The organism is Tardiphaga sp. (genome assembly GCF_041424195.1).
Classification (GTDB): Bacteria; Pseudomonadota; Alphaproteobacteria; order Rhizobiales; family Xanthobacteraceae; genus Tardiphaga.
The window spans coordinates 1-24790 of record NZ_JBGMOE010000238.1 but is presented as its reverse complement, the minus strand read 5'-3'; the positions used below and the strand labels follow the sequence as shown (position 1 = coordinate 24790).

Here is a 24790-nt window from a genome sequence, read left to right as displayed (position 1 = left end):
TTGCCGGAGCCGGACAGGCCGGTGAACACCACCAGCTTGTCGCGCGGGATCGTCAGGTCGACATTCTTGAGATTGTGCTCGCGGGCGCCGCGGATGGTGATGCTGCGCTGGTTCGCCGCGGCCTGCTGCCGCTTCGCCTTGATGATCTCGTCCATAACAGGCAATTCCCCAGCGCGCGGTGCGCGCACATGCGGGCGCGCACCGCCGGCCGGGCCGGGATCAACGCCGATTGATTGTCATCGGAACATAGGAAGAACGAGAACGGATTTCCAGTGCTCCGCACCAGCCTTCAACGGTTTGTTGGTGAAGGAGTTGCGAGGCAGGTTCGCAAATCGAATGGTGGGCACAGGACGGGTCTTCCGCAGGACGGGTCTTGCGGTATCGGGCTCGCGCCAGCGGACCGCCAATCGGTACGCATCGGGCCTGAGCCTGGTTCCAGCAAAAAGCCCGGCGCGAGGCCGGGCTGAGTTTGCTCTGGAGCGAGAGAAGGTGGTCGCAGTTCTCAGTATTTGGCGATGATGGGGCCGCCCCACTTGTAGTTGATGCGGGCGGTGACGACGTCGACGTCCTGGCTGATACGATCGATGCGCGAGGTTGTGCCGGGAAGGGCAACAGCGGTGAAGCTGTTGCTGCTGGTCTCCATGAACAGATGGTCGTATTCGACGGCAAAGGACCAGTTCGGCGTGAAGCCATATTCCAGGTCGACGCCGACCGCGCCGCCCGCAGGCGATTGATCGGTTCGCTCTTATCTCCCCTGGGATCCGGTCATCCAGCCAAACGAAAAAGGCCGGCGTTTCTGCCGGCCTTTCCGTAGTTAAGAGCCTGAAATCAGGCGCGAAGCTCAGTACTTCGCGACGACCGGGCCACCCCAGTTGAAGCGGTAGTTCAGGCCAGCCTTGACGGTGTGCTCGTCGTTGCGGGACGACACGCCAGCCAGCGCGACCGGGGTCGTGAAGGTGGTCTTGCCGAAGTCGTAGTACTGGTACTCAACTTTGCCCGACCAGTTCTGGGTGAACAGGTATTCGAGGCCGGCGCCGACGGTGTAACCGTCATGCTTGGTGCCAGCTGCGAAGGCAACCGGAGTGCCCACGCCGGTCAGGACCAGCGATTCGCTGTAGTCGGAGTAGGCGTAGCCGCCCTTCACGTAGAGCAGTGCCGGACCCCAAGTGTAACCGATGCGACCGGTGACCGAGGCGAGACCCTTCTGGTTCAGGTTGTAGGTGACGCCTGGCGTGGTGAGGAAAGCGACGTTGGTGTTGTTCGAACCAACCCAGCTGTACTGACCTTCGATACCAACGACCCAGTTCGGAGCGAACTGGTAGTCAGCGCCGATCTGCAGACCGCCGAGGAAACGGCCATCCGAATTGTCGGAGGTGCCGCCGAAGCCGTTGCTGCCGTTGAAGGCGCCGCCGACGTGACCGCCGATGTAGAAACCGGTCCAGTTGTAGATCGGGGCGGGAACGTAGGCCGGAGCCTTGGTGTAGGGACGAGCGGCGAGGTCAGCAGCCATTGCCGGAACCGAAGCGCCCAGAGCGATCAGGGCAACCGTGCCCAACAGAAACTTCTTCATGTGAATTCTCCCCAAAATTGCTTCGCGTCAGCGAAGCCTCGTGTCCCGGCGCAGGCGCCAAAAGCAATTCAGTGATCGAAATATACGCAGTTCTGCCAAAAAGTCCGTCACCCAAATAACACACTCGACCGCGATGTTTGGTTGTTTCTAAGTTAATGAAAGGTATATGGATTTTCTATGAGGGCGGGTTCCCCTCGGGTTCCATTGTTGCCCTGCACACACATAGTGAAGACGGCTCGGTACTTCGACGTCGCCCAACGATTCACCAAGAGGTCTTGTTGAGAACAAAAATGGAACGTGCTATATGGAGCGACGATCAAGGACTACCAACTAAGAGACGTGGATAACCCGGTTACAGGGGCCTGCGCGGAGCGCGGACCGTATAGGGTCCCATTATCAGCGGCGTTTGCGCGCGGGCCGGGGCCTGCGCTGGCGCCCAATCAGCAAATTCAGATTCGAGAGTAGGAGAGTGGCATGGCGGGTAGCGTCAACAAGGTGATTTTGGTCGGCAATCTCGGCAAGGACCCCGAGGTTCGCCGGATGCAGAACGGTAACCCGGTCGTCAACCTGACCGTCGCGACCTCAGATACCTGGCGTGACAAGGGCACCGGCGAGCGCAAGGAAAAGACCGAATGGCATCGCGTCGTGATCTTCAGCGAAGGTCTCGCCAAGGTCGCCGAGCAGTATCTGAAGAAGGGCGCCAAGGTTTATATCGAAGGCGCGTTGCAGACCCGCAAATGGACCGATCCGCAGGGTGTCGAGAAATACTCCACCGAGATCGTGCTGCAGGGCTTCAATTCGACGCTGACCATGCTCGACGGCAAGGGCGGCGGCGCAGGTGGTGGCGGCGGCTATGGCGGTGACGACATGGGCGGCGACTTCGGCTCCAGCGGCCCGTCGAGTGCGCCGCCGCAGCGCCGCGTGGCCGCACCGGCAGGTGGCGGCGGCCGCGGCAGCGACATGGATGACGACATCCCGTTCTGATCTGCTGTTAGAACGTCCTGAATTTCTGCATCGCGCGCTGTGAGCTGATTGCTTACAGCGCGTTTTTCTTTTTGAGGGTGCGGTTAGCTGCGGCAACGTGCGGGCAATACGATCTTTACAATGGAAGATGTCTGCGACAATGAGCTGGCACTGCTTGCTGAATGCGAGGGCCACCATGTCGCTCCAGCCGCTGCTTGATGCCGTTGCCCCGATCCCGCTGCATGCTTTTGCGGCCATGACCGCATTCGTGCTCGGTGTCGTTCAATTGATCGCGCCCAAGGGCACGCTGCCACACAGGACGCTCGGCTGGATCTGGGTGGCGCTGCTCGCCACCGTTGCGATCAGCTCATTCGGGATCCATGGCCATAGCTACCGGCTGTGGCGAGACTGGAGCCCGATCCATCTGCTGTCGATCATTGCGCCGGTGATGCTTGGACTCGGCGTGATCGCCGCGCGCCGGCACCGCGTCAGGGCGCATGCCATCACCATGATTTCGATCTTCGCTGGCGCCCTGGTGATCGCCGGTGTGTTTACCCTCGTGCCCGGCCGGATCATGCACACCGTTGTGTTCGGTCGCTAGATTGCCGCCAGACGGCCGCAGGATTTTCGCAAGATTCGGCTGCTTCGGGCTGGCTTATTCGAGGTCACTTCACAAGCCCCGTGAGCCTCGCGTAAGCATTTGAAAAATCAGCAAGAAAATAGGGCTTCGTGCGTTGCTGACGGGGTGGCTTGAAGGCGCGCGATGCGCTATATGATTCCCAGCAAAACCTGACCGGAAACCATCCTTGTCCGACACTGAAGACCAGAAGCCTGGGGAGCCACCAGCCCCCTCGGATATTCGTCCCGTATCCATCCTCGATGAGATGAAGCGCTCGTATCTCGATTACGCCATGAGCGTGATCGTGGCGCGTGCGTTGCCGGATGCGCGTGACGGCTTGAAGCCGGTGCATCGGCGCATTCTCTACGCGATGTACGAGAACGGATTTGAGTGGAACAAACCGTATCGCAAGTCGGCGCGAACCGTCGGCGACGTCATCGGTAAGTATCATCCGCACGGCGACCAGTCGGTCTATGACGCCATGGTCCGCATGGCGCAGGACTTCTCGATGCGCGTGCCGCTGATCGACGGTCAGGGCAATTTCGGTTCGGTCGATGGCGATCAGGCCGCCGCGATGCGATACACCGAGTCGCGCCTGACCAAGATCGCGCAGTCGCTGCTCGATGATCTCGACAAGGACACCGTCGACTACCAGGACAACTACGATGGCTCGTTCCAAGAGCCACGCGTATTGCCGGCGAAGTTTCCCAATCTGCTCGTGAATGGCGGCGGCGGCATTGCCGTCGGCATGGCAACCAATATTCCGCCGCACAATCTCGGCGAAGTCATCGACGCCTGTGTCGCGCTGATCGATGATCCGTCACTCAGCATCGACGATCTGAACAAGATTATCCCGGGTCCGGATTTCCCGACTGGTGGCATCATTCTCGGCCGCGCCGGGATTCGTACGGCCTATCACACCGGCCGCGGTTCCATCGTGATGCGTGGCAAGGTCTCGATCGAGCCGACGCGCAAGGACCGCGAAGCGATCATCATCTCGGAAATTCCGTACCAGGTGAACAAGGCCACCATGGTCGAGCGCATCGCCGAACTGGTGCGCGACAAGAAGATCGAAGGCATCTCCGATCTCAGGGACGAATCCGACCGTGATGGTTTTCGCGTCGTCGTCGAATTGAAGCGGGACGCAGTGCCGGAGGTGGTGCTGAACCAGCTCTACAAGTTCACGCCGCTGCAGACCAATTTCGGCGCCAATATGGTGGCGCTCGACACCGGTCGTCCGTTGCTGATGAACCTAAAGGACCTGCTGACGATCTTCGTCGCGTTCCGTGAACAGGTCATCACGCGCCGTACCAAGTTCCTGCTCAACAAGGCGCGCGACCGCGCGCATATCCTCGTTGGCCTCGCCATCGCTGTGGCGAATATCGACGAGGTTATTCGTGTGATCCGGACATCGCCGGATCCGACCACTGCGCGCGATATCCTGATGGAGCGCCGCTGGCCGGCGCAGGACGTGGCGACAATGATGACGTTGATCGACGATCCACGTCATCGTCTCGAGGAAGACGGCACCGCACGCCTGTCCTTCGAACAGGCCAAGGCCATTCTCGATCTGCGGCTGGCTCGCCTGACAGCTCTGGGCCGCGAGGAAATTTCCGACGAACTCGACAAGCTCGCCATCGAGATCGCCGACTATCTGGAAATCCTGCGCTCGCGCGCGCGCGTACAGGGTATCATCAAGGATGAGCTCGGTGCGGTGAAGTCGGAATTCGCCACGCCGCGCAAGACCGTCATCATGGAGCAAGAGGGCGAGGTCGAAGACGAAGACCTGATCCAGCGCGAAGACATGGTGGTGACGGTGTCGCATCATGGCTACGTCAAGCGCGTGCCGCTCTCGACCTATCGGGCGCAGCGCCGCGGCGGCAAGGGCCGTTCGGGCATGGCGACGCGCGATGAGGATTTCGTCTCGCGGCTGTTCGTGGCCTCGACCCATACGCCGGTGCTGTTCTTCTCGTCGCGCGGTCAGGTCTATAAGGAAAAGGTCTGGCGTCTGCCGATCGCGCCGCCAAACGGCCGCGGCAAGGCGATGATCAACATTTTGCCGCTTGAGCAGGGCGAGCGCATCACCACGATCATGCCGCTGCCCGAGGACGAAGCGACGTGGGAAACCCTCGACGTCATGTTCGCGACCACCGGCGGCAATGTTCGCCGCAACAAGTTGTCGGACTTCGTCGATGTCCGACGCTCCGGCATCATTGCGATGAAGCTCGACGAGGGCGAAGCGATCGTCGACGTGCAGATCGCCACCGAACATGACGATGTGCTGCTGACCGCTGCTGGTGGCCAGTGCATCCGTTTCCCGGTGACTGACGTCCGCGTATTCCAGGGCCGCAGCTCCATGGGCGTGCGTGGCATCTCGCTGGCGGAGGGCGACAAGCTGATCTCGCTGACGATCCTGCGTCACCTCGAGGCCAATTCCGACGAGCGTGCGGCCTATCTCCGCCGTGCCAATGCGGTGCGTCGCGGCGGTGCCGAGGAGCGTGCTGATGTCGCGGACGAAACGGCAGCGGCCGTGGAGACTGAAGAGGCGACCGGCGCCATCGAGCTCGGCGAGCAGCGCTATGTCGAGATGTCGGCATCCGAGCAGTTCGTGCTGACCATCAGCGAAAACGGCTATGGGAAGCGGACCTCGTCGTTCGAGTACCGCACGACCGGCCGCGGCGGTAAGGGCATCGTCGCGATGTCGGTCAACAACCGTAATGGCAAACTGATCGCCTCGTTCCCGGTCGAAGACAGCGACCAGATCATGCTGGTCACCGACAAGGGACAGCTCATCCGCTGCCCAGTGGAAGGTATCCGCATTGCCGGCCGTTCGACTCAGGGCGTCATTGTGTTCAACACGGCTGACGACGAGCACGTCGTGTCGGTCGAGCATATCGGCGAGGCGGGCGAGGGCGAAGAGGGCGAGAACGGCAACGCTGCGCCGGTGGCGGAAGGCTGAGGCTCTCCGCAGGAGCCTCTGACACGTGAACCAAAAAGCCCGCAGTCATGCCGCGGGTTTTTCCATGCAGACGCGTTGAGCGTAGAAACCGGTGAGCGAAGCGATACCCTTCGGCTCTATCGCTGAACGGAAATTCTGACCGATTGGCCAACTGTTCCGCTACCGAGGATCTGGACGTTCACCCAAACCACTCGGGACGGCATCGCCAGCTTCCTGAGAGATGAAGCCTTGCCAGGACTACGGCTTGGCAGCCGCTTCTGCCCGAATGATCGGCGCGACTTCACTGCCTAACAGTTCGATCGAACGTTTCATCGCGGCGGTTTCGAGCGAAGCAGTGCTCATCTGGAAGGTGATGCGCGAGACGTCACCGAGGGTTTCGCTCGCGTGACGCATCTTGGCAGCAACCGTCGCGGGGGCACCGACCAGGAACGCGCCTTCCGGGCCGGCCATGGCGTCGAATTGCTGGCGCGACGGCGGCGACCAGCCGCGTTCGCGACCGATCTTCGCCGTCAGATGCGCCCAGCCGGGGAAGAACGCATCCCTGGCTGCCGCATCGGTCTCGCCGACAAAGCCCATCGCATGCACGCCGACCTTGAGCTTGTCGGGACTGTGTCCGGCACGGCTGCCGGCCTCGCGGTAGAGATCGACCAGCGGGCGAAAGCGCGCGAACGTGCCGCCGATGATCGCGACCATCAGTGGCAGGCCCAGCGTGCCGGCGCGCGCGAAGGATTCCGGTGTGCCACCGACGCCGATCCAGACGGGCAGCCGTGCCTGATGGGGACGGGGATAGACACCCTGGCCCTTGAGTTCAGCACGAAAGCGACCTTTCCAGATCGGATGCTTGGTCTCGCCAAGCTTCAGGAACAGCGCGAGCTTCTCGGCGAACAGTTCGTCATAGTCCTGCGGTTCCATGCCGAACAGCGGATAGGCCTCACCGAATGATCCTCGGCCGACGACGAGTTCGGCGCGGCCTTTCGAGATCAAATCGAGGGTGGCGAATTCCTGAAACACCCGCACGGGGTCGGCGGCGCTCAGCACTGTCACCGCGCTTGTCAGCCGGATTTGCTGCGTGCGGGCTGCTGCTGCTGCCAGAATGACGGTGGGCGCGGAATCGAGGAACTCGGCGCGGTGGTGCTCACCGATGCCGAAGACATCGAGCCCAACCCGGTCGGCGACCTCGACCTCATCAAGGAGGTCCGCCATGCGATCGGTCGCTGAAGGCAGCTTGCCGGTCGCTGGATCGGGAAGGATGGCTGCAAAACTGTCGATGCCGATTTCCACGAGAACTCCTTGTTCAATTCGTCGATCAGGTCGTGTCACAGCTAGAACCGGAAGTTCGCCATCACGCTGATCAGGGTTATGGTCTGTGCGGGTCCGGTGTCCGATATGAAACGCCCGGCTTCGAAGGCACTCAACGATGCAGACAGATTGAGCTCGGCCGTAGCCTGCCATGCTACGGACAGCTCGACCTGATGTCCGATATAGCGCGCATCGCTGCCTTTGCCGCTTCTCACGAGATTTCCGGGGACCCCGTAGATCCCGTCGGCCGTGCTCTGTCGCCAATAGGCCGCTCCGGTGAGCGAGACTGCGACATCTTTGCGTGGATAGACGGTGATCGACGGCCGGACCTGAATGAGGTTGCGCGGGCCGACCGGAGACAGAGCACCGAAATATTTGCCCCTCGGAAATAGAGGGTTGAACGTCCCGAGCTTTGAATCGTCCGGGTTGCCGTCTCCCGAAATGACATCGGACATGAACCGGAGTTCGGGTTGAAGTGGCGTCTGGAGGAAGCGATAGCCGAATTCACCACCAATACCCCATGCTTCCACGCGTTGCGTTCCGAAAGTCCCACGCTGGAGGGCGCCTTCGACATTCCAGAACCAGGCGCCGGTGTCGCCGAAGATTCGCGTTCCGAATGTATGCGCGAGTTCCCTGCCGCGGCCTTGATCGAAAACCGCATCGCGGTCCAGCAAACCCAGATAATAGACATCGACACCGACCGACTTGTTCTCCCGCAGCCATTGCGTTGCATAGGCGCCCCAGACGGATTTTTGGCGCGACATGCGATCATCAAAATCACCCGGAAAATTGTCGACGGGACGGGCGTAAAACAGCGTCATCTGGCGATCAGGTCCGGTGACGATCGCGTCGAGACCGTCAAAGGCCTGCGGGACATTGGGACCGTAGCGGGTGTCAATGAAGCGGCCAGCGCCCAGCGACATCAGCTTGCGTCCCGCCGACATCCGCAGCGTGCTGCGGTCTCCGACATCCATTTCGATCTCGCCGAACGCCTGAAGCATATCGGCGCCAGTCGTATCGACCGGACGCTCGGGCCGGCTGGTGCCGGTGATCGCCGAAAAGATGGGTTGGGTGAAAAACCGCACCTTGCCCGCGTGAAGGTCGGCATAGGGCATGAAGCGGTGCCAGATATAACTGTCATTCGGCGCGGATCCCCAATTGACGTTGGTATAGCCCTCGTAGCGCGATCGCGCTTCCATGCCGGTCGCGAGATAAATCAACGCTTGCTCCTGCAACGGGATATATTTGAAGGGCTCCGTCCAATGGCCGGTTCGCTTAGATGGATCCGCGAGATAGGACCAATCCTCGCGATATCTTTCGTTCGTCAGCGTTGGCGCGCGCTCGACGTCAGTGCCGACCTGTGCCTGTACGACTGTAGTCGTCGCGACTGTCGCCGCAAGAACGAAGCTCAACTTGATCATCAGGCGTTTTCATGGACGGTGGCAGTCAGATCACCGGACAGCACAGCTCGTTCCCGCTGAACACGGGCGTTGCTTTTGTGCTGAGGGGACGGCGAAACCGCGATGAGCGGTCGATGCTCGCACGGTCATGCCGTCCTTCGTCTCAGTTAGCCTTTCGGCACGGGCGTGTTGAGCAGTTGCTGCTCCCACACATAGGCGATGCCGCTGCCGCCGCCGTGCTGTATCATGAGCTCCGTCAATCCAGGCACCGTGTCTAGCCGGGCCCAGTCGCGCTGCCATTCAGCAGCCACCGCGAACCAGGTCATCATGTTGGCGCCGGCTCGGATCATGCGTTGGATCGCGACCTCGTGAGCCTCGACCGATATGCCGCCGGACGCGTCGGTGACGACCGTGACGTCCCAGCCCTCGCCGAGCGCCTGGATCGTGGGCATCGCGACGCAGACTTCGGTCCACAGGCCAGCGATGATCAGTTGCTTGCGGCCCGTCGCCTTCACCGCGTCCACCGCCTTTGGATCTTGCCAGGTGTTGACCCAGGTCCGGTCGATTACCTCCTGGCCGGGGAAGACGTCGGTGATCTGTGGGAACAGGATGCCGCCACGTTCAGCGAGCACGCTCGTCAGGATCGTGGGGACACCGAAAATCTTGGCGGCCTTGGCCAGACCTACCGTGTTGTTGATCACCATCTGCGGTTCGTGGCTGTTCAGGTTGGCGAGCTGGAACGGCTGGTGGTCGATGAGAACGAGAACCGAGTCTTCGGGACGAAGAAGCGACGCAAGGCCATTACGAAAGGTCATGAATACATCCTCTGCTGCCGTTGTAAGTGAGGTGGGTTGGGGACATGCGCCAACGGCGACGTTGCCCGACGGAGGTATTGCCGTTCGGATCGGTAATGCGATAGTGCCCCCTCGTGCCAAGCTGTGTCGCTGAACGGGGAACACCGAATTGGATATCGAAGAGCTCAGAACGTTTGTGGAAGTGGCCGATGCGGGCGGTGTTTCATCTGCCGCGCGCCGGCTCGGTGTCTCCAAGTCGATCGTCAGTCGACAGCTTGCCCGCCTCGAAGCGGACCTCGGCGTTCAGCTGCTTGCACGAAACACGCGCGGCGCCGCGCTCACCGAGGCCGGGGTCATATTTCGCGACCATGCGGCCCGGGCCTGCGTTGAGATGGACGCAGCTCGGGAGCGGATTCTGCCTAACGGCGAGCTTTCCGGCCGGCTTCGCATTGCGGCGCCTCTGACTTTCGGCCCAACTCACCTGGCGCCTGTGCTCGCGGACATGGCGCGACGTCATCCGCAGCTCCACGTCCACACCGTCTACAGTGATCGCTTCGTCGATCTCATCGCCGAAGGTTTCGATTGTGCGATCCGGTTTGGCTATCTTCAGGACTCGAACCTGATCGCGCGGCACGTCGGGCCCATCTATGGAAAGTTGGTCGCGAGCCCGGACTATATCAAAGCGCATGGCTCACCCGAGACGCCGGACGAACTCGTCGACCATCAGGCTCTCATGCAGGGCACCGAAGCCTGGCAATTCATGGATGGTGACAAGATCATCACGGTGCGTCCACAGGGGCGATTCAAGGCCGACAACGGCGCAGCTCTTGTCGCCGCCGCATTGGCAGGACTCGGTATCGCCTGGCTCCCGGATGGCATCACCGACGACTACATCGCCTCCGGCGCGCTGGTTGCGGTCATGACACGCCATCCACCACCACCGGCAGGTGTCTATGTCATCCGGCCGCCAAGTCCGCATCCCGCGCGAAAGGTGCGGGTCCTTACCGAAATGCTGATCGCGTGTTTTGAAAAGGCTCCGCCCCCTGCGGGTGTCGGCCACTAACGCACGAACCAAACGGATGGTGCGCAGGGGCCGGCCGAGGCTTAAGTCGCGCGCGGTTTAAATCTCGATTTCGGTGCCGAACTCGACGACCTGTTTGGTAGGAACGCCGAAGAATGCCGCAGAGCGTTCGGCGTTGCGCTGCAGGAACGCGAATACGGTTTCGCGCCACACCGCCATGCCGGCGACCTTGTCGCTGGGAATGATGGTCTCGCGGCCGATGTAATAGGTGATGTCGGCGAGGTCGATGCCGGGCAGCTTGCCCTGTTCGCACGCCAGTCTCAGCCCGTCGGAGATCGTTGGATACTGCATGAACCCGTAATGCAGGATGACACGCGTGATCCCTTCGATGACTTCGATGGTCTCGGCGCGATCGGCATCCGGGACGCGCGGCACTTCGGAGATCAGCACAGTCACCAGAATGACGCGCTGATGCAGAACGTGGTTGTGCTTGACGAATTGCGTGAGCGCCAGCGGCACGCCGTTGGGCATGGATGCCAGGAATACCGCGGTGCCATTGAGGCGGGCATGGCAACGACTCACAGCTGTCTCGATCAGGTCTTCCTCGGGCTGGCGCAGTTTGGCCCGGGCGCCTTCGACGAGTTTGACACCACTGCGCCATGTCAGCATCAGGAACGCCACGGCAGCCGCCAAGAATAGCGGAAACCAGCCGCCCTCGAAAACCTTCGCTGAATTGGCGGCGAAGAAGATGCAATCAATGACGAAGAAGAATCCGTTCACCGATACGACGAGGATCGGCGAATAGCCCCATTGCAGTGCGACCAGTGCGGCGAGCAGCGTTGTGATCGCCATCAGCAGCGACACGGCGATGCCATAGGCGCCTGCCAGCGCGTCCGATGTGCCGAAGCTGAGCACGGCGGCCAGTGTCGCCGCCGCCAGCAGCCAATTCACCAGCGGCACATAGATCTGGCCGATCGCGTGGCTGGTGGTGTGTCGGATCTGCATCCGCGGCAGGAAGCCGAGCTGGATCGATTGCTGCGTCAGCGAGAACACACCGGAGATGATGGCCTGCGAGGCGATCACCGTCGCGACAGTGGCAAATGCCACCAGCGGATAGTGCAGCCAGTCAGGCGCCAGTTGATAGAACGGGTTGTCGACGGCGGTGGGGTCGGCGATCAGCAGTCCCGCCTGGCCGAAATAGTTCAGCACCAGCGCAGGCAGGGCGATGGCAAACCACGCAAGCCGGATGGGATTCCGTCCGAAATGGCCCATGTCGGCGTACATCGCTTCGCCGCCGGTCACGGCAAGGAAGGCCGCGCCGAGAATTGCAAAGCTGATGTGGAAGTCCTGATGGATCAGGAATTCGAAGGCATAGAGGGGACTGACGGCAGCGAGCACGCCGGGCGATTGCACGATGCCGTGGATGCCGAGCAGCGCGAGCACGGCAAACCAGCCCAGCATCACCGGCCCGAAGATGCCGCCGATGAAACCGGTGCCCTTGCTCTGCATCAGAAACAGCCCGATCAGAATGATGACCGTGAGCGGGACCACCAACGGCGCCAGCGATGGCGCATCGACCTTCAGGCCTTCAATGGCTGACAGAACCGAGATCGCCGGCGTGATGGCGCCGTCGCCATAGAGCAGGGCGGCGCCGACGAGACCGACGACCAGCAGATGTACGCGCCATGTGCCGGGCTCCGCGTTGCGCGCGTGGAGCAGTGCCAGCAGCGCGACGATGCCGCCTTCGCCGCGATTGTCAGCGCGCAGAATCAGCAGCGCGTATTTCAGGGAGATAATGAGGATCAAGGCCCAAAGGATCAGCGACACCACGCCGAGCGTTGCTTCGGGCGTGAGAGGCCCGCCATGGGCCGCTGCCTTCACGGCTTCCTTGAGTGCATAAAGGGGGCTGGTGCCGATATCGCCATAGACGACGCCGAGCGCGCCGATCGTTGCCGTGACAGGAAGTCCGCCGGAGTGGCCCGGGGACGTGGCTGGAATGGCGGTCACTGGCAGCCCTCACAGGACTCGCGCCTCGCTATAGCGCTTGTCCGCCAGTCTGCGACGTTGCGTCGCGAATTACCATGAAATTAGTTGAAGCCGGTGTCGCGAGAATTTCACTTAACTATGCGCCGCGCGCGTGGGGAGTGTAGTTCGATTGTCCGGATTTAATATCCATACCCGCCCCCGGCTCACCGGGGCGCGGTATCCTTTGCCGCTTAGCGACGCTCAGTGGTTACCAGGCGGGCTTCGCGGACGGTGATCGTCTTGCTGGCTGCGTTACGCAGGCAGGAGGCCTCGAAGTTCGGCCAAGCCTGCTCGGAGCAGTTGCGACCTGCCGTGTGGATGTCCAGGCGGTCGGCCTTCGCGAGGGCCACCGGCACCGACGCCTCGACCTTCGGGGCGAAGCCCGGCAGGACGGTGAGGGCGGCTGCGATGAAAGCTGCGACGGCAACTGCTGAGAGAGTCTTGATCATGACGGTCCCCTGTCATTCGGGCCGTTTTGGCCCGGTTTGTTTGTCGCTTCCTGTGCTTGCCTGATTAATCAGACCCGGTTTCAGGAAGTTGTCGTGTCCGGGCAAAGTGGTTTCATTCGGCCCGGCTTGTGTGTCGTCCGTACGCGCTTGACGACACATGAGGCCGGAAAGCCCAATGTTTTCAGTATCGTCGCTGCGTACCCAGTAGACGCGCTGACTGGCCTTCCGGTTCGAGTCAGCGGCAAAAATAAACATGGGCTATTCGACCCCGGTGGATGGAACCAAGTCGGCTTGCAGCTCGAACGGGGGCGGGGTAGGAGGGGGAATGCCCCGTATCGCGCTTTATCCCGGTTCATTCGATCCCGTCACCAATGGCCATCTCGATGTGGTCCGCCATGCCGTTGGCCTGTGCGACAAGCTCGTGGTCGCGATAGGTGTCCACCCTGGCAAGAAGCCTCTGTTCTCGACGGACGAGCGGCTGGAGATGGTGAAGCAGGTGTTCGGACCGCTGGCATCGGCCGCCGGCTGCGAATTCGACTGCACGACCTATGACAATCTCACCACGACACTGGCGCAGCAGCTCGGTGCGACCATCATGATCCGCGGGCTGCGCGACGGCACCGATCTCGATTACGAGATGCAGATCGTCGGCATGAACGAGACCATGGCGCCGGATGTGCAGACGGTATTTCTTCCGGCCTCGGTAGGCGTCCGCCCGATCACCGCCACACTGGTCCGGCAAATCGCCGCGATGGGCGGCGACGTTTCGGCTTTCGTTCCGGACGCGGTCGCCAAGAGCCTCAAGTCCAAATTCGCCGGTTGACCGGCTTTCTCTGATCCGGAGTTTCCATGATCCGTATAGTCGCACTTGCTGCCGCGCTGATGTTCGCGGCTCCCGCTTTAGCGCAGGCTCCGGCAGCACTTCCGGCTGGCCTCGACAAGGCCAATTCGGTTGTGATCGACACGACCAAGGGTCGGATCATTATCAAGCTGCGCACCGATATCGCCCCGCAGCACGCCGAACGCATCAAGCTGCTCGCCCGCGAGGGCTACTATAACAACGTGCCGTTCCACCGCGTGATGGATGGCTTCATGGCGCAGACCGGCGACGGCAAGAACTTCAACGGTACCGGCGGATCGAAGTATCCGAACCTGCAGGCCGAATTCTCGCAGGTGCCGTTCAAGCGTGGCGTGGTCGGTATGGCGCGCGCCGGCGATCCGAACTCGGCCAATTCACAGTTCTTCATCATGTTCGCTGAAGGCTCGTCCCTGAACGGCAAGTACACCGTGGTTGGCGATGTCGTCGCCGGCATGGACGTTGTGGACAAGCTGAAGAAGGCGCCTCCCGGTTCGGCCAGTGGCGCCGTGACCGACCCTGACAAGATGGTCAAGGTCCAGGTCGCTTCTGACATCAAGTAAACACCATGATGCCGCGATGCAGGGTCATTGCTCTGCTCGCGGTATCATTGCTGTCCGGAGTCCTTCAGGCGCATCCGGCGTCGGCTCAATCTGACGCTGTCAGCACCCTGGAGGGCATGTTCGGAAAGCTGAAAGCATGCTGGCAACCGCCGGCATTGCCGAGAGGCCATCCGGGCATGGAAATCACGGTGCTGTTCAGCCTGACGCGCTCCGGTGAACTTCTCGGAAAGCCGAGAATTACCTTTGAGACGCCGGGAGCCTCCGAGGCCGACAGCGTTGCCTACCGAACGGCTGTGATGGAGACATTGCAACATTGCACGCCGATGCCATTTACCGGGGGCCTGGGCGACGCGGTCGCTGGACGCCCCTTCCGACTGCGGTTTGACGACCGCCGAAACCAACCCAAACCAGTAGAGAGACGAGCATGGCTGTTACCGAGAATACTTTGATCCTTGAAACCACTCAGGGTCCCGTCACCATTGAGATGCGCCCGGATCTGGCCCCGGGCCATGTCGCCCGTATCAAGGAACTGGTGCGCGAAGGCTTCTACGACGGTATCGTGTTCCATCGCGTCATCGACGGCTTTATGGCGCAGACCGGCTGTCCGCAGGGCACCGGCACCGGCGGCTCGGGCAAGAAGCTGAAGGCGGAATTCAACAACGAACCGCACGTGCGCGGTACGCTGTCGATGGCTCGCGCAGCCAGCCCGGATTCCGGCGACAGCCAGTTCTTCATCTGCTTCGACGACGCGTCCTTCCTCAACAAACAGTACACTGTCTGGGGCAAGGTCACCGAGGGCATGGAGAACGTCGACAAGATCAAGCGTGGCGAGCCGGTGCAGAACCCGGACAAGATCGTCAAGGCGCATATGGCTGCCGACGCGGCTGCCTGACATCAGCTGTCATCTCCGGGGTAACCCGGGTATCCGTTTCACGAATTGATGGATTGCCGGGCTATGCCCGGCAATGCCATTTAGAGCAATGCGTACCGATATCTTCGACTTCGAACTTCCTGCCGAGAACATCGCATTGCGGCCCGCCAGCCCGCGGGATGCTGCGCGGTTGCTTGTGGTTCAGCCGGGTCTAGACGTGCAGGACCACGTCGTTGCCGATCTACCGAACTGGCTGAAGCCCGGCGATCAGCTTGTGGTCAACGATACCAGGGTCATCTCGGCGCAACTCGCCGGCCGCCGTATTGGCCGCGAGACCGAACCGAAGATCGATGCAACGCTGATCAAGCGGCTCGATGGTTCGCGCTGGCAAGCTCTGGTCAGGCCCGCCAGGAAGCTCGCCGAGGGCGATATGGTTCGCTTCGGCAATGAGGGCCGCGTCTGTCTGCTCGGCCATCTCGATGCTGTCGTCGAACACAAGGGTGAGGCGGGCGAGATTACGCTGTCATTTTCGTTTCATGGCCCGGCGCTGGATCAGGCCATCGCCGAACTGGGGGCGCCGCCGCTGCCGCCTTATATTGCTGGAAAGCGCGCGCCGGACGAGCGTGACGTTGCCGACTATCAAACCATGTTTGCCGCCAATGACGGGGCTGTTGCCGCGCCCACTGCGGGGTTGCATTTCACGCCGGCGCTCGAAGCCGCATTGAAGGCGCGTGGTGTCGGCCTGCATCGCATCACGCTGCATGTCGGAGCAGGAACGTTCCTGCCGGTGAAGGTTGACGACACCACCGAACACAAGATGCATGCGGAGTGGGGCACGATTTCGCGCGCAACAGCGGATGTGCTGAATGCGGCTCATGCGGCCGGCGGACGCGTCGTCGCCGTCGGTACGACCTCTATGCGTCTGCTGGAAAGCGCGACGTCTGAGGACGGTATTATTCATCCGTTCGCCGACGAGACCGCGATATTCATCACGCCGGGCTATCGTTTCCGCTCAGTCGACATCATGCTCACCAATTTCCATCTGCCGCGTTCGACGCTGTTCATGCTGGTCTCGGCCTTTGCCGGCATGGATACGATGAAGCAGGCCTATGCCCATGCCATCGCGACCGGCTATCGTTTCTATTCATACGGCGACGCCAGTCTGCTGTTTCGGGACACACGCAATCAATGACCGTCGCCAATCACTTCGAACTGCTGCGCACTGATGGCACGGCACGCGGGGGCCTGCTGACCACGCCGCATGGCGTGGTTCGCACGCCGGCCTTCATGCCGGTGGGAACGCTCGGCGCGATGAAGAGCCTGCACTGGCGCGATGTGCGCGATGCCGGTGCCGATATCGTGCTCGGCAATACCTATCACCTGATGCTGCGTCCCGGCGCCGAACGCGTCGCGTCGTTCGGCGGCCTGCAAAAATTCACCACCTGGAACGGGCCGATGCTGACCGATTCCGGCGGCTTCCAGGTGATGTCGCTGGCGCAGCTGCGCAAGGTGACCGAGCAGGGCGTCACCTTCCGCTCGCATATCGACGGCGCCAAGTTCGAATTGACGCCAGAAAGGGCCATCGAGATCCAGCGGCTGCTGAATTCGGACATCGCGATGCAGCTCGACGAATGCGTGCGGTTGCCAGCGGCACATGCTGATATCGACCGTGCGATGCAGCTGTCGCTGCGCTGGGCAGAGCGCTGCAAGCGCGCCTTCGAGACGGCGCCTGACGGCTATATGCTGTTCGGCATCGCGCAGGGCGGCGATGTGCCCGCACTGCGTCGCGCCAGCGCGCATGGCCTCATCGACATCGGCTTCCACGGCTATGCGATCGGTGGTCTCGCGGTCGGCGAGCCCCAGGACGTGATGCTGGCGATGATCGAGGAGGTGGTGCCGATCCTCCCCTCGGACCGGCCGCGTTATCTGATGGGCGTCGGCACACCGGACGACATGCTGGAAGCGGTGGTGCGGGGTGTCGATATGTTCGACTGCGTGATGCCGACACGGAACGGTCGTCACGGCATGGCCTTCACACGCTATGGCCAGATCAACATGCGCAATGCGCGGCATCAGGACGATCCGCGGCCGCTGGATGAAGCGAGCCCGTGGCCGGCCGCGCGCGACTACTCGCGCGCCTATCTGCATCACCTCGTGCGATCAGGCGAAACCCTGGGCGCGATGCTGCTCTCGGAAATCAACATCGCTTATTACCAGAGCCTGATGCAGGGTATCCGCACGGCCATCGAGGCCGGGACGTTCGAAGAATTTCGGGCGCATACGCGTGAGTGCTGGGCACGCGGTGACATTCCGCCGCGCTGACGTCCCATCAGAATTACGCTTCGTCGCGCTAGTTGCAGGCGATCCGGCGAAAGGCGTGCTCGGTTACGAAGCCATAGCCGCAGGTGTCGCAGGTCCACAGATAGCTGACGACATCGTCGGTGAGAAAGGCCGACGCTTCGGCTGCAATCATCGAGTCCGCACAAACGGGGCAGGTCGGAAGATCGCTGCCGCGCGGCGCGGGATGGGACGTTCTGGTCGTACGGACTTCAGCTGATGCTGACATCGTGACCTCCTTCGTCGTCTCATCGGACATGCACGATCCTAATCCGATTTGTTTGACCGTGTCGCAACACAAATGCGTTGCTTTGAAGTTTTTTAAGTCGCGCATGTTTGTGCCGCAGCGCGGTCACCTTTGTGCGATGCCACGTGCGTCACAAAGAATGCGCCTGTTACGATGAATGACATTTGTAAAATTTGCCGACATTACCGGCCGTGCGGCAGAGGTGTGTAGCTGCCACATCGCGCCCTTGGTGCGGACGCATCTTCGGCGACACCGTGGAAGCGATTGTGCAGCCGCTCAGCCGGCGCTATCTCTCGATAGAAACGTTGGAAGGAATCTGACCCCGATGGCCCAGCCCCCGCGACGCCCGCGCACGCTCCAGGATGCCCGTACCGAGGCGGAGGCAGCGTTCAAGAAGACAACCACGAAGCCGGTCGAGGCGCCGGTCGCCAAGGCCGCCGTTCCCGGCGTGCGCGAGCTGGTGTCGCTGCGGATCGATCAGGACGTGCTGGAATATTTCCAGCAGGACGGGCCGGGCTGGCAGGACCGCATGAATGACGCGCTGCGCAAGGCGGCCGGCAAGTAGCCGGCCGCTTCACAGATAGCGTGCCTAGCGGTTAAGGAAGCCGCCGACAACGCCGCCGATGAAGCGGCCGGGACCGGCGGGATCGATGGCCGGGGCGGGGGCGGGCGCGGCCTGGCGCCGGACCACGGGCGCTTCCTCATAGGTCTGCTGTTGCACCTGGCGGCGCACCGGCTGCACCGGCTTCGGTGCAAGCGCCGGTTCCTCGACCAGGGTCACGGCCTCGGTGAGCAGCGCGGCGTGCTGCACCTTGTTGAGATAGCCCGATGTCGGGTAACCGCGGGCGGCTTGCCAGCGCGTGATCACGGCCCGGGTCGTCGCATCGAAGCTGCCGGTGGGCTTGTTGTCGAAGCCAAGGCCGTTGAGGCGGCGCTGCACGTCGCGGCGCTTGACCTTGTCGAGGCCGATCTTGTCCTCGGTGAGCTGATTGGCTTCCGCGGTAAACACGGCCTTGTCGACGCCCGGAGCGGCGTTACGCGGCGCCGTCGCGGCTTCCTGCAGCGCGGCGATACGGGCAAGAGCGAGCGGCTTGAACTGGCCGTTCGGATACATGGAGATGTAAGCGTTCAACTCCTCCGGCCGGTTCGAGTCCTTGATCGAGCGCCAGAACTCAAGCTCCACATCGGAGCCGGCGGTGGCCGCCGCGGGCATGGTGGCCGTGGGGGTGGCCGCGGCGACTGCGACCTGCGCCTGCACGTCCGGATTGAGATAGACCGCACCGATGAGGTTGGTGTGGCCCCAGGGCAGCTGACCCTTGTTGGTTTCTTCCTGTACTTGCGCGCGCACCTTGGTCATGGCCTGCTGGATCTCGGCGCCGGGCGTGGTGATGTTGTTGAGCAGCGCGCGGGTGAATGGGCTGTTGCTTCCGCTCTTGCCGTCCAGGGCGGTCTGGCCGGGGCTCGTGGCGAATGCGATCAGCGTGCCTTCGCCGGATTTCATCTCTGCAAGGCCGGACGATACCGCGACGCTGCGCGTGGCAGATCCGCTGGAGCGGATCTTGGCGGCAAACGGATTGTCGCGGCAGGCGTCGAGGAACACGAGCTTCACCTTGGCGTCGCCCATGGTCTGGTCGAGCGTGGTCTCGACATTGATTGCAGCGCCGAGCTTGACGTCCATCTCCGACTTCAGATTGGCATCGATCGGCAGAAGGTAGTTGATGTTGTTCACCGAGATGCCGTGGCCGGCATAGAAAAACACCGCGACATCGGCGCCCTGCGCCTTGCGGCCGAAGTCGAGCAGCTTGTCGGTCATGCCGTCGCGCGTCAGGTTGGATCCTTCGATGACGTCGAAGCCGACATTGCGCAGCGCGCTCGCCATGGCCTTCGCGTCGATCGGCGGATTCGGCAACGGATCGACATTCTTGTAGCTGCCATTGCCAACGACGAAAGCGACGCGCTTGTCGGCGAACGCTGCATCAGCGCTGAACAGGACGGACAGTGCAGACAGAGCAAAAGCGAAATGGCGCACGATACGATCTCCCCCACGAATCCGGTCATTCGACCCTCGGCATGGTGAGAAATTATCAAGTGCGGGCGCTCGCCAAAATGTCTGGACGCGCACTTGGCGAATAAAATCGAAAAAATGGAACCTGATGCGTCAGGCGGTCGCACGCTTCGGCGGTCGATCGGTGCTGAGCAGGTTCAGCGTGTTTCCGGCGAGAATGAGAGCTGCACCGAGCAGCGTGAACATGTCGAGCTGTTCAGAATATAGTAACCATCCGATAGTGGCGCTGAGCGGCACGCGCAGGAAGTCCATCGGTACGACCACCGTCGCATCGGCATAGAGCATCGCGCGCGCCATGCAGAAGTGCGAGAACGTGCCGCAGAAGGCGACCACGATCAGCCAGCCCCAGACATAGGCCGATGGCCACTGCCAGGAATAGAGGGCGGGGACAACGCCGGCGACCGACTGGACCACGATCATCCAGAAGATGATCTTCAGCGCACTGTCGGTCCGCGTCAGCGACTTGATCAATGTGATCGATATGCCGAAGCCGAATGCGGCGGCCAGCGCGATCAACTGGCCGGGATTGACGACGCCCGTGGTCGGGCGAACGATGACGATCACGCCGATCAGGCCCAGCACGATAGCGACGATCTTCCAGAGCGTCATGCGCTCGCCGAGAAAGAACGCCGCCATGATCGCGATCCAGATCGGCATGGTGAACTCGATCGAGACGAGTTGGCTCAGGGGAATGAGTGTAAGTGCGTAGAACCAGCCGAGCTGCGCGCCGTAATGCACGAGGTTGCGCGATACATGCGCCAGCGGCCGCGTGGTCTTCATGGCGCGAAAGCCGCCATTGAAATACAGGATCGGCAACAGCATGACGAAGCCGAAGACGGATCGGATCTCCATCACCTGAAAGACGTTGAGTTCGCGCAGCGTCTCGCGACCGCCTATGGCGACGAACAGCATCAGAAGCAGCCAGCCGGACATCCACAGCGCGGCGCGGGCCTTCGAAGGGGGGCGATCCATAATCCCGGAGAACCAGTTTTTTGCGCTGCGACGATTCAGGCAGCGATGTCAGCCTTACAGACAGGCTCTATCGGCGACATCGCCGGGCTTTGCAACGGACGAATCCGGTGGGGCTGCGTTGCGGCGGATGGTACCGGACGCTCTTGGGCAGAGGGCATAGAGGCAAAACAAAACCCCGGCTGTTTGAAACAACCGGGGTTCGAATTCCAGGCGTGCGGAACGATTAGCTGCGGTTGAGCGAGATGCTGGCGCCCCTGAACTGGCCTTCGGAAGTGATCGAGACCTGCTGCTTGTTGCCGGTGGTCGTCAGGATCAGCTTCGCACTGAAGGCCGGCGAGGAAACATCAACGTTGAACCGGCCGGCGCTGGCCCGGCCCTCGAGCGAACCTGTCACGCCGCGGGTGGTTTCCGCCCAGTTGCCCGATAGCTCGCCGCCTCTGGATTTCACATCGCTCTTCAGCTCGAACTTGTAGCTGTCGCTGGCGCAGAGCAGGGACTGGTTCAGCCCCGTGCCGTCGCCGCTCACGGCATAGGTTGCCTTGCAGCGAATGCGCTCCTTGGAGCCGTCCTCGAGCGAGATCGTCCCGTTGCCCGACCACACACCGGCCATACCGGCAAACGGCGCTGACTGGGCATAGGCCGCCGCGGACGTCAGACCGAGCGCCGCGCAGAGCACCGCGGTCCGAACGAGCGAACGCGGGGAGATCGAGGTAGGCTTCATGGGGGCATTCCTGGTTGGGGATTACTGACGCGAAGCTTCCCACCGACCGCTGCAGGGGACGCCGCCCGAGGCGCCGTTCCACTTGCCCGATCCGGTGTTGCCGGACAACTGGCCATTGGCGAAAGCGGGTCCGATCGATACGCGCACGGTGCCTTCGCGGCCAACCTTGCCGTTGACGTCGGCGCCGGGCGCAGTGATGCGGCCTTCGGTGACGGTCAGCGGATAGCGGGCCGTCGGCTCGCAGCTGCCGGTCTTGGTAACAATGGTCACGTTCCAGAGCCCGTCATAGGCATTGTCGGCTGCGAACGAAGGGGCCGAAATCAACGCCGTGCTGGCAATCAGCGAAGCGCACAAGGCGGAACGGATGCGGTCAAAACGCATTAAATCAAATCCTCGATGTTGTGATGGCCACCTTATTGGGAAGTAATGTGTCCAAAATTTGCTGCGTTGCCGCATAGGCCCAAAACAACTCAGGGAACGCAAGCCGCGACGGGCAAATTGGTTCCCTTTATCGACAGATTTGGTTGATTTGGGTGGGTTCGGGGCCTTTTTAACCAGTTTTGGAGACTTCTAGGCCAGTTTTGGCGCGTTGGTGGCGAACTGCTCGTCCTGGTAAGTCGCGGGCAAGCGCTTGTGGACGATCGCGAAGTCCACGACTTCGCCGAGCAGCTTGAGGCCCAGCGGCGCCAACGCGCGCTCCCAAAGTTCGCGGGCGGTTTCGCCTTTTTTCACGAAGCACCATTCCTGCGCGGCGATGGCGCCACCGTCCATGACATCGGCAAGGTGATAGATGGTGCCGCCGGCGATCGGATCGCCTTCCTTGATGGTCCATTCCACCGCAGCGATGCCACGGTGACGGGGCAACAGCGACGGATGGTAGCCAATACCGCCAAGGCTGGCGGCGGCGAGCGCGTCCTTGCCGATGCGGGCGTGGCTGTGGGCGGTGATGATCAGCTCGGTGCCCTCGGCGATCTCGGAGGCCACAACGAGCTTCGGATTGGCCTGCACTTTCACCGGGATGCCGGCGGCCTTGGCGGCTGCGGCGAGCCGGTCCTCAGCATCTGCAACCACCACGGACACGATCTCGACATCGTGGGTCCGAAGCATATCGAGAGTCGTGACGCCGAAGTGTTTGGAGCCGACGAGGGTAATCCGCATGTTCGATTGTCCGGTGTTCAGAGGCTGAAGATGTCGTGAAAACCGGAAGTTCCGGCGTGGTTCATTGCGGTGATGGTGGGCGGGGAGGGGATCGAACCCTCGACCAGTCGATTAAAAGTCGAATGCTCTACCACTGAGCTACCCGCCCTAAAGTGCCGTATTGACGAAGCTAATCGGAAGAAACCGAGCCTTGCGGGGCGCGGTGAGGCCGGTTAGCCACGGCCGCGATGGCGCCCGCAATGCAGCGTATCGCGTGACCGGCTGTGTAAAAGGCGGGTCCGCCGGGGTCAAGGGCGGGGCTCGATGTTATGGACATGAACTGCGCCCCACCGGTGCGGTTCAGCTCGCTTTGCGTTGGGCCTCGGGATGGGACACGTCGATCGGCGGCATCGCCACCGGGCGAAGCCCGATCAGCTCGGCCGTGCGCACCGTCGTGTTGCGCCACCACTGGAAGTCATTGGCGCGCGAATTCTCCAGGATGGCGATCATCACCGCCGACAGGAACGGCAGGCTCTGCAGCACCAGCACGCCGGCGAAGATGTAGATCTCGGTGACCTGCTTGGAGTTGTTGGAGAACACCAGCACGCCGCAGCTGATCAGCAGCAGCACGCCGATCACGGCTTCCCAGAACGCCTGGAATTCGATCGACATGCTCGACTTGCCGCCCTTCGACGTCACGGTGAAGGGCAGATGATCCTTGATCAAGCCGTCGGCAACGGCGCGCGACACGGTCCATTGCACCGACATCGCGGTAATCATGGCGCCCAGCATCTGCCACAGGCCGATCTTCACGCGCAGCCGGTACAAGACGATGAAATGCGCCAGCGAAATCACGAAGGAGGCGATGATCGGCAGCGTCAGGATCTTGTCGGGGATGGCGATATTCGCGAAGGCGATAATCGGCACCCAGATGATGTTCAGGATTGCCACCACGACGCCGAGGCTTTCGGCGCCGAGCCAGTTCAACCAGCCTATGCCGAATTCGCGCTTCTGGTCCTGCGTCATGCGGCTCGCACCGGGCAGGAAGCGACGCCAGTGCTTCTTGATGATCTGGAAGCCGCCATAGGCCCAGCGATGGCGCTGCTTTTTGAACGCCTCATAGGTGTCCGGCAGCACGCCGTAGCCGTAGCGTTCCTTGGTGTAATGCGTCAGCCAGCCATGCTGCATGATGGCGAGACCGAGATCGCTGTCCTCGCAGATCGTGTCGCCGGCCCAGCCGCCCGCCATGTCCATCGCCGAACGACGAATGAGGCACATGGTGCCGTGAACGATGATGGAGTTGGTCTCGTTGCGCTGGACCATGCCGATATCGAAGAACCCGGCATATTCGCCGTTCATGATGTAGTGCATCAGTGAACGGTCGCCGTCGCGGTGGTCTTGCGGCGCCTGCACGAGGCCGACGCGCGGATCGTTAAAGGCAGGGACGAGATCCTTCAGCCAGTTCGGCTCCACCACATAGTCGGCGTCGATGATGCCGATGACCTCGGCATCTGCTGCCGTGCGATCCATGGCGATGCGCAGGGCGCCGGCCTTGAAGCCTTCGACCTTCTCCGCATTGATGAAGATGAAGCGTTCGCCGAGCATGCGGCAATGATCCTGGATCGGCTGCCAATAGGCCGGATCCGGCGTGTTGTTGATGATCACCACGCATTCGAAATTCGGATAGTCGAGCCGGGCGACCGCGTCGAGGGTCAGCTTCAGCATGTCCGGCTGTTCGCGATAGGCCGGAATGTGGATCGATACCTTCGGGTATTTCTGCTCGGCGTCCGCAGCGGCACGTAGCCTTTCGCTGCGTTCGGCTGTCAGCAGCCGCAATGGCTTCTGTCCGAAGGCGATGGCCGCAATTTCTTCGATTCGCGCCAGGGCGATCAGGATCAGCGGGATCAGCAGGATGCAGCCGA

At 61.9% G+C, this 24790-nt stretch carries 25 protein-coding genes and 1 tRNA gene; 10 read left to right on the top strand and 16 right to left on the bottom strand.

From position 1 onward, the window contains the following. Positions 1-502 precede the first annotated feature (502 nt). Positions 503-643 (bottom strand): hypothetical protein, encoded by a 141-nt coding sequence (locus ACEK02_RS33425; protein ID WP_371426242.1) that lies wholly within the window; start codon positions 641-643, stop codon positions 503-505. A 198-nt stretch (positions 644-841) separates the two neighbouring features. Further along, positions 842-1570 carry an outer membrane protein gene (locus tag ACEK02_RS33420; protein ID WP_371426240.1) on the bottom strand — a complete coding sequence of 243 codons (729 nt, stop codon included), beginning with the start codon at positions 1568-1570 and terminating at the stop codon, positions 842-844. A 474-nt stretch (positions 1571-2044) separates the two neighbouring features. On the opposite strand from ACEK02_RS33420, the gene ACEK02_RS33415 reads away from it, so the two are divergent. The 3 genes from ACEK02_RS33415 (at position 2045) to gyrA (ending at position 6111) form a co-directional block, all read left to right on the top strand. Further along, positions 2045-2554 (top strand): single-stranded DNA-binding protein, encoded by a 510-nt coding sequence (locus ACEK02_RS33415; RefSeq protein ID WP_371426238.1) that lies wholly within the window; start codon positions 2045-2047, stop codon positions 2552-2554. Positions 2555-2729: 175 nt separating this feature from the next. After that, on the top strand, positions 2730-3134 hold the full coding sequence (locus ACEK02_RS33410) for a DUF2306 domain-containing protein (RefSeq protein WP_371426236.1): 405 nt from the start codon (positions 2730-2732) through the stop codon (positions 3132-3134). Positions 3135-3339: 205 nt separating this feature from the next. Then, complete coding sequence (gyrA, locus tag ACEK02_RS33405) at positions 3340-6111, top strand: DNA gyrase subunit A (protein WP_371426234.1); 2772 nt, start codon at positions 3340-3342, stop codon at positions 6109-6111. Positions 6112-6348: 237 nt separating this feature from the next. On the opposite strand, the gene ACEK02_RS33400 is transcribed toward gyrA, so the two are convergent. From ACEK02_RS33400 to ACEK02_RS33390, 3 genes are all read right to left on the bottom strand, one after another. Then, positions 6349-7392, bottom strand: a complete 1044-nt coding sequence (locus ACEK02_RS33400; RefSeq protein WP_371426232.1) for an LLM class flavin-dependent oxidoreductase — start codon at positions 7390-7392, stop codon at positions 6349-6351. Between the two features lie 41 nt (positions 7393-7433). Further along, positions 7434-8831, bottom strand: a complete 1398-nt coding sequence (locus ACEK02_RS33395; protein ID WP_371426230.1) for an alginate export family protein — start codon at positions 8829-8831, stop codon at positions 7434-7436. A 146-nt stretch (positions 8832-8977) separates the two neighbouring features. Next, a complete protein-coding gene (locus ACEK02_RS33390) occupies positions 8978-9625 on the bottom strand; it encodes a hydrolase (protein WP_371426228.1) in 648 nt (215 codons plus the stop codon). 148 nt (positions 9626-9773) lie between these two features. On the opposite strand from ACEK02_RS33390, the gene ACEK02_RS33385 reads away from it, so the two are divergent. Then, positions 9774-10667 carry a LysR family transcriptional regulator gene (locus ACEK02_RS33385; protein ID WP_371426226.1) on the top strand — a complete coding sequence of 298 codons (894 nt, stop codon included), beginning with the start codon at positions 9774-9776 and terminating at the stop codon, positions 10665-10667. Between the two features lie 57 nt (positions 10668-10724). Here the strand turns inward: ACEK02_RS33385 and ACEK02_RS33380 are convergent, their stop codons facing one another. The 3 genes from ACEK02_RS33380 to ACEK02_RS33370 form a co-directional block, all read right to left on the bottom strand. Next, positions 10725-12632, bottom strand: coding sequence for a potassium transporter Kup (locus ACEK02_RS33380; RefSeq protein ID WP_371426224.1), 1908 nt, complete (start codon positions 12630-12632; stop codon positions 10725-10727). Positions 12633-12841: 209 nt separating this feature from the next. Beyond that, positions 12842-13099 carry a hypothetical protein gene (locus ACEK02_RS33375; RefSeq protein WP_371426222.1) on the bottom strand — a complete coding sequence of 86 codons (258 nt, stop codon included), beginning with the start codon at positions 13097-13099 and terminating at the stop codon, positions 12842-12844. Between the two features lie 12 nt (positions 13100-13111). Continuing rightward, the gene (locus ACEK02_RS33370; RefSeq protein WP_371426221.1) at positions 13112-13354 is read right to left on the bottom strand and encodes a hypothetical protein; all 243 of its coding nucleotides are present in this window, start codon (positions 13352-13354) and stop codon (positions 13112-13114) included. A 70-nt stretch (positions 13355-13424) separates the two neighbouring features. Here ACEK02_RS33370 and coaD point away from each other — a divergent pair, with 70 nt between their 5' ends. The 5 genes from coaD (at position 13425) to tgt (ending at position 17711) form a co-directional block, all read left to right on the top strand. Beyond that, positions 13425-13922, top strand: a complete 498-nt coding sequence (gene coaD, locus ACEK02_RS33365) for a pantetheine-phosphate adenylyltransferase (RefSeq protein ID WP_371426219.1) — start codon at positions 13425-13427, stop codon at positions 13920-13922. A gap of 26 nt (positions 13923-13948) precedes the next feature. Beyond that, positions 13949-14518 carry a peptidylprolyl isomerase gene (locus tag ACEK02_RS33360; RefSeq protein WP_371426217.1) on the top strand — a complete coding sequence of 190 codons (570 nt, stop codon included), beginning with the start codon at positions 13949-13951 and terminating at the stop codon, positions 14516-14518. 424 nt (positions 14519-14942) lie between these two features. Beyond that, a complete protein-coding gene (locus tag ACEK02_RS33355) occupies positions 14943-15410 on the top strand; it encodes a peptidylprolyl isomerase (protein ID WP_089264447.1) in 468 nt (155 codons plus the stop codon). 88 nt (positions 15411-15498) lie between these two features. After that, positions 15499-16581: a tRNA preQ1(34) S-adenosylmethionine ribosyltransferase-isomerase QueA gene (queA, locus tag ACEK02_RS33350; protein WP_371426244.1), complete on the top strand. Its 1083-nt coding sequence runs from the start codon at positions 15499-15501 to the stop codon at positions 16579-16581. Continuing rightward, on the top strand, positions 16578-17711 hold the full coding sequence (tgt, locus tag ACEK02_RS33345) for a tRNA guanosine(34) transglycosylase Tgt (protein ID WP_371426215.1): 1134 nt from the start codon (positions 16578-16580) through the stop codon (positions 17709-17711). The genes queA and tgt overlap by 4 nt, the downstream gene beginning before the upstream one ends. Positions 17712-17739: 28 nt before the next feature. Here tgt and ACEK02_RS33340 read toward each other — a convergent pair whose 3' ends face one another. Next, positions 17740-17955: a hypothetical protein gene (locus tag ACEK02_RS33340; RefSeq protein WP_371426213.1), complete on the bottom strand. Its 216-nt coding sequence runs from the start codon at positions 17953-17955 to the stop codon at positions 17740-17742. A gap of 343 nt (positions 17956-18298) precedes the next feature. Here ACEK02_RS33340 and ACEK02_RS33335 point away from each other — a divergent pair, with 343 nt between their 5' ends. Continuing rightward, positions 18299-18538 carry a BrnA antitoxin family protein gene (locus tag ACEK02_RS33335; protein ID WP_068730761.1) on the top strand — a complete coding sequence of 80 codons (240 nt, stop codon included), beginning with the start codon at positions 18299-18301 and terminating at the stop codon, positions 18536-18538. A gap of 24 nt (positions 18539-18562) precedes the next feature. Here ACEK02_RS33335 and ACEK02_RS33330 read toward each other — a convergent pair whose 3' ends face one another. From ACEK02_RS33330 to ACEK02_RS33300, 7 genes are all read right to left on the bottom strand, one after another. Next, on the bottom strand, positions 18563-20002 hold the full coding sequence (locus tag ACEK02_RS33330; protein WP_371426211.1) for a caspase family protein: 1440 nt from the start codon (positions 20000-20002) through the stop codon (positions 18563-18565). A 129-nt stretch (positions 20003-20131) separates the two neighbouring features. Then, a complete protein-coding gene (locus ACEK02_RS33325; protein WP_371426209.1) occupies positions 20132-21010 on the bottom strand; it encodes a DMT family transporter in 879 nt (292 codons plus the stop codon). Positions 21011-21233: 223 nt separating this feature from the next. Next, positions 21234-21731: a hypothetical protein gene (locus tag ACEK02_RS33320; RefSeq protein ID WP_371426207.1), complete on the bottom strand. Its 498-nt coding sequence runs from the start codon at positions 21729-21731 to the stop codon at positions 21234-21236. A gap of 21 nt (positions 21732-21752) precedes the next feature. Next, positions 21753-22112 carry a hypothetical protein gene (locus tag ACEK02_RS33315; protein ID WP_371426205.1) on the bottom strand — a complete coding sequence of 120 codons (360 nt, stop codon included), beginning with the start codon at positions 22110-22112 and terminating at the stop codon, positions 21753-21755. A gap of 189 nt (positions 22113-22301) precedes the next feature. Beyond that, the gene (locus ACEK02_RS33310) at positions 22302-22889 is read right to left on the bottom strand and encodes a formyltransferase family protein (RefSeq protein ID WP_371426203.1); all 588 of its coding nucleotides are present in this window, start codon (positions 22887-22889) and stop codon (positions 22302-22304) included. A gap of 73 nt (positions 22890-22962) precedes the next feature. Further along, positions 22963-23037, bottom strand: a tRNA-Lys gene (locus ACEK02_RS33305). 191 nt (positions 23038-23228) lie between these two features. Further along, positions 23229-24790 (bottom strand): glycosyltransferase (locus ACEK02_RS33300; RefSeq protein ID WP_371426201.1); only part of this gene is annotated, 1562 nt, incomplete at its 5' end.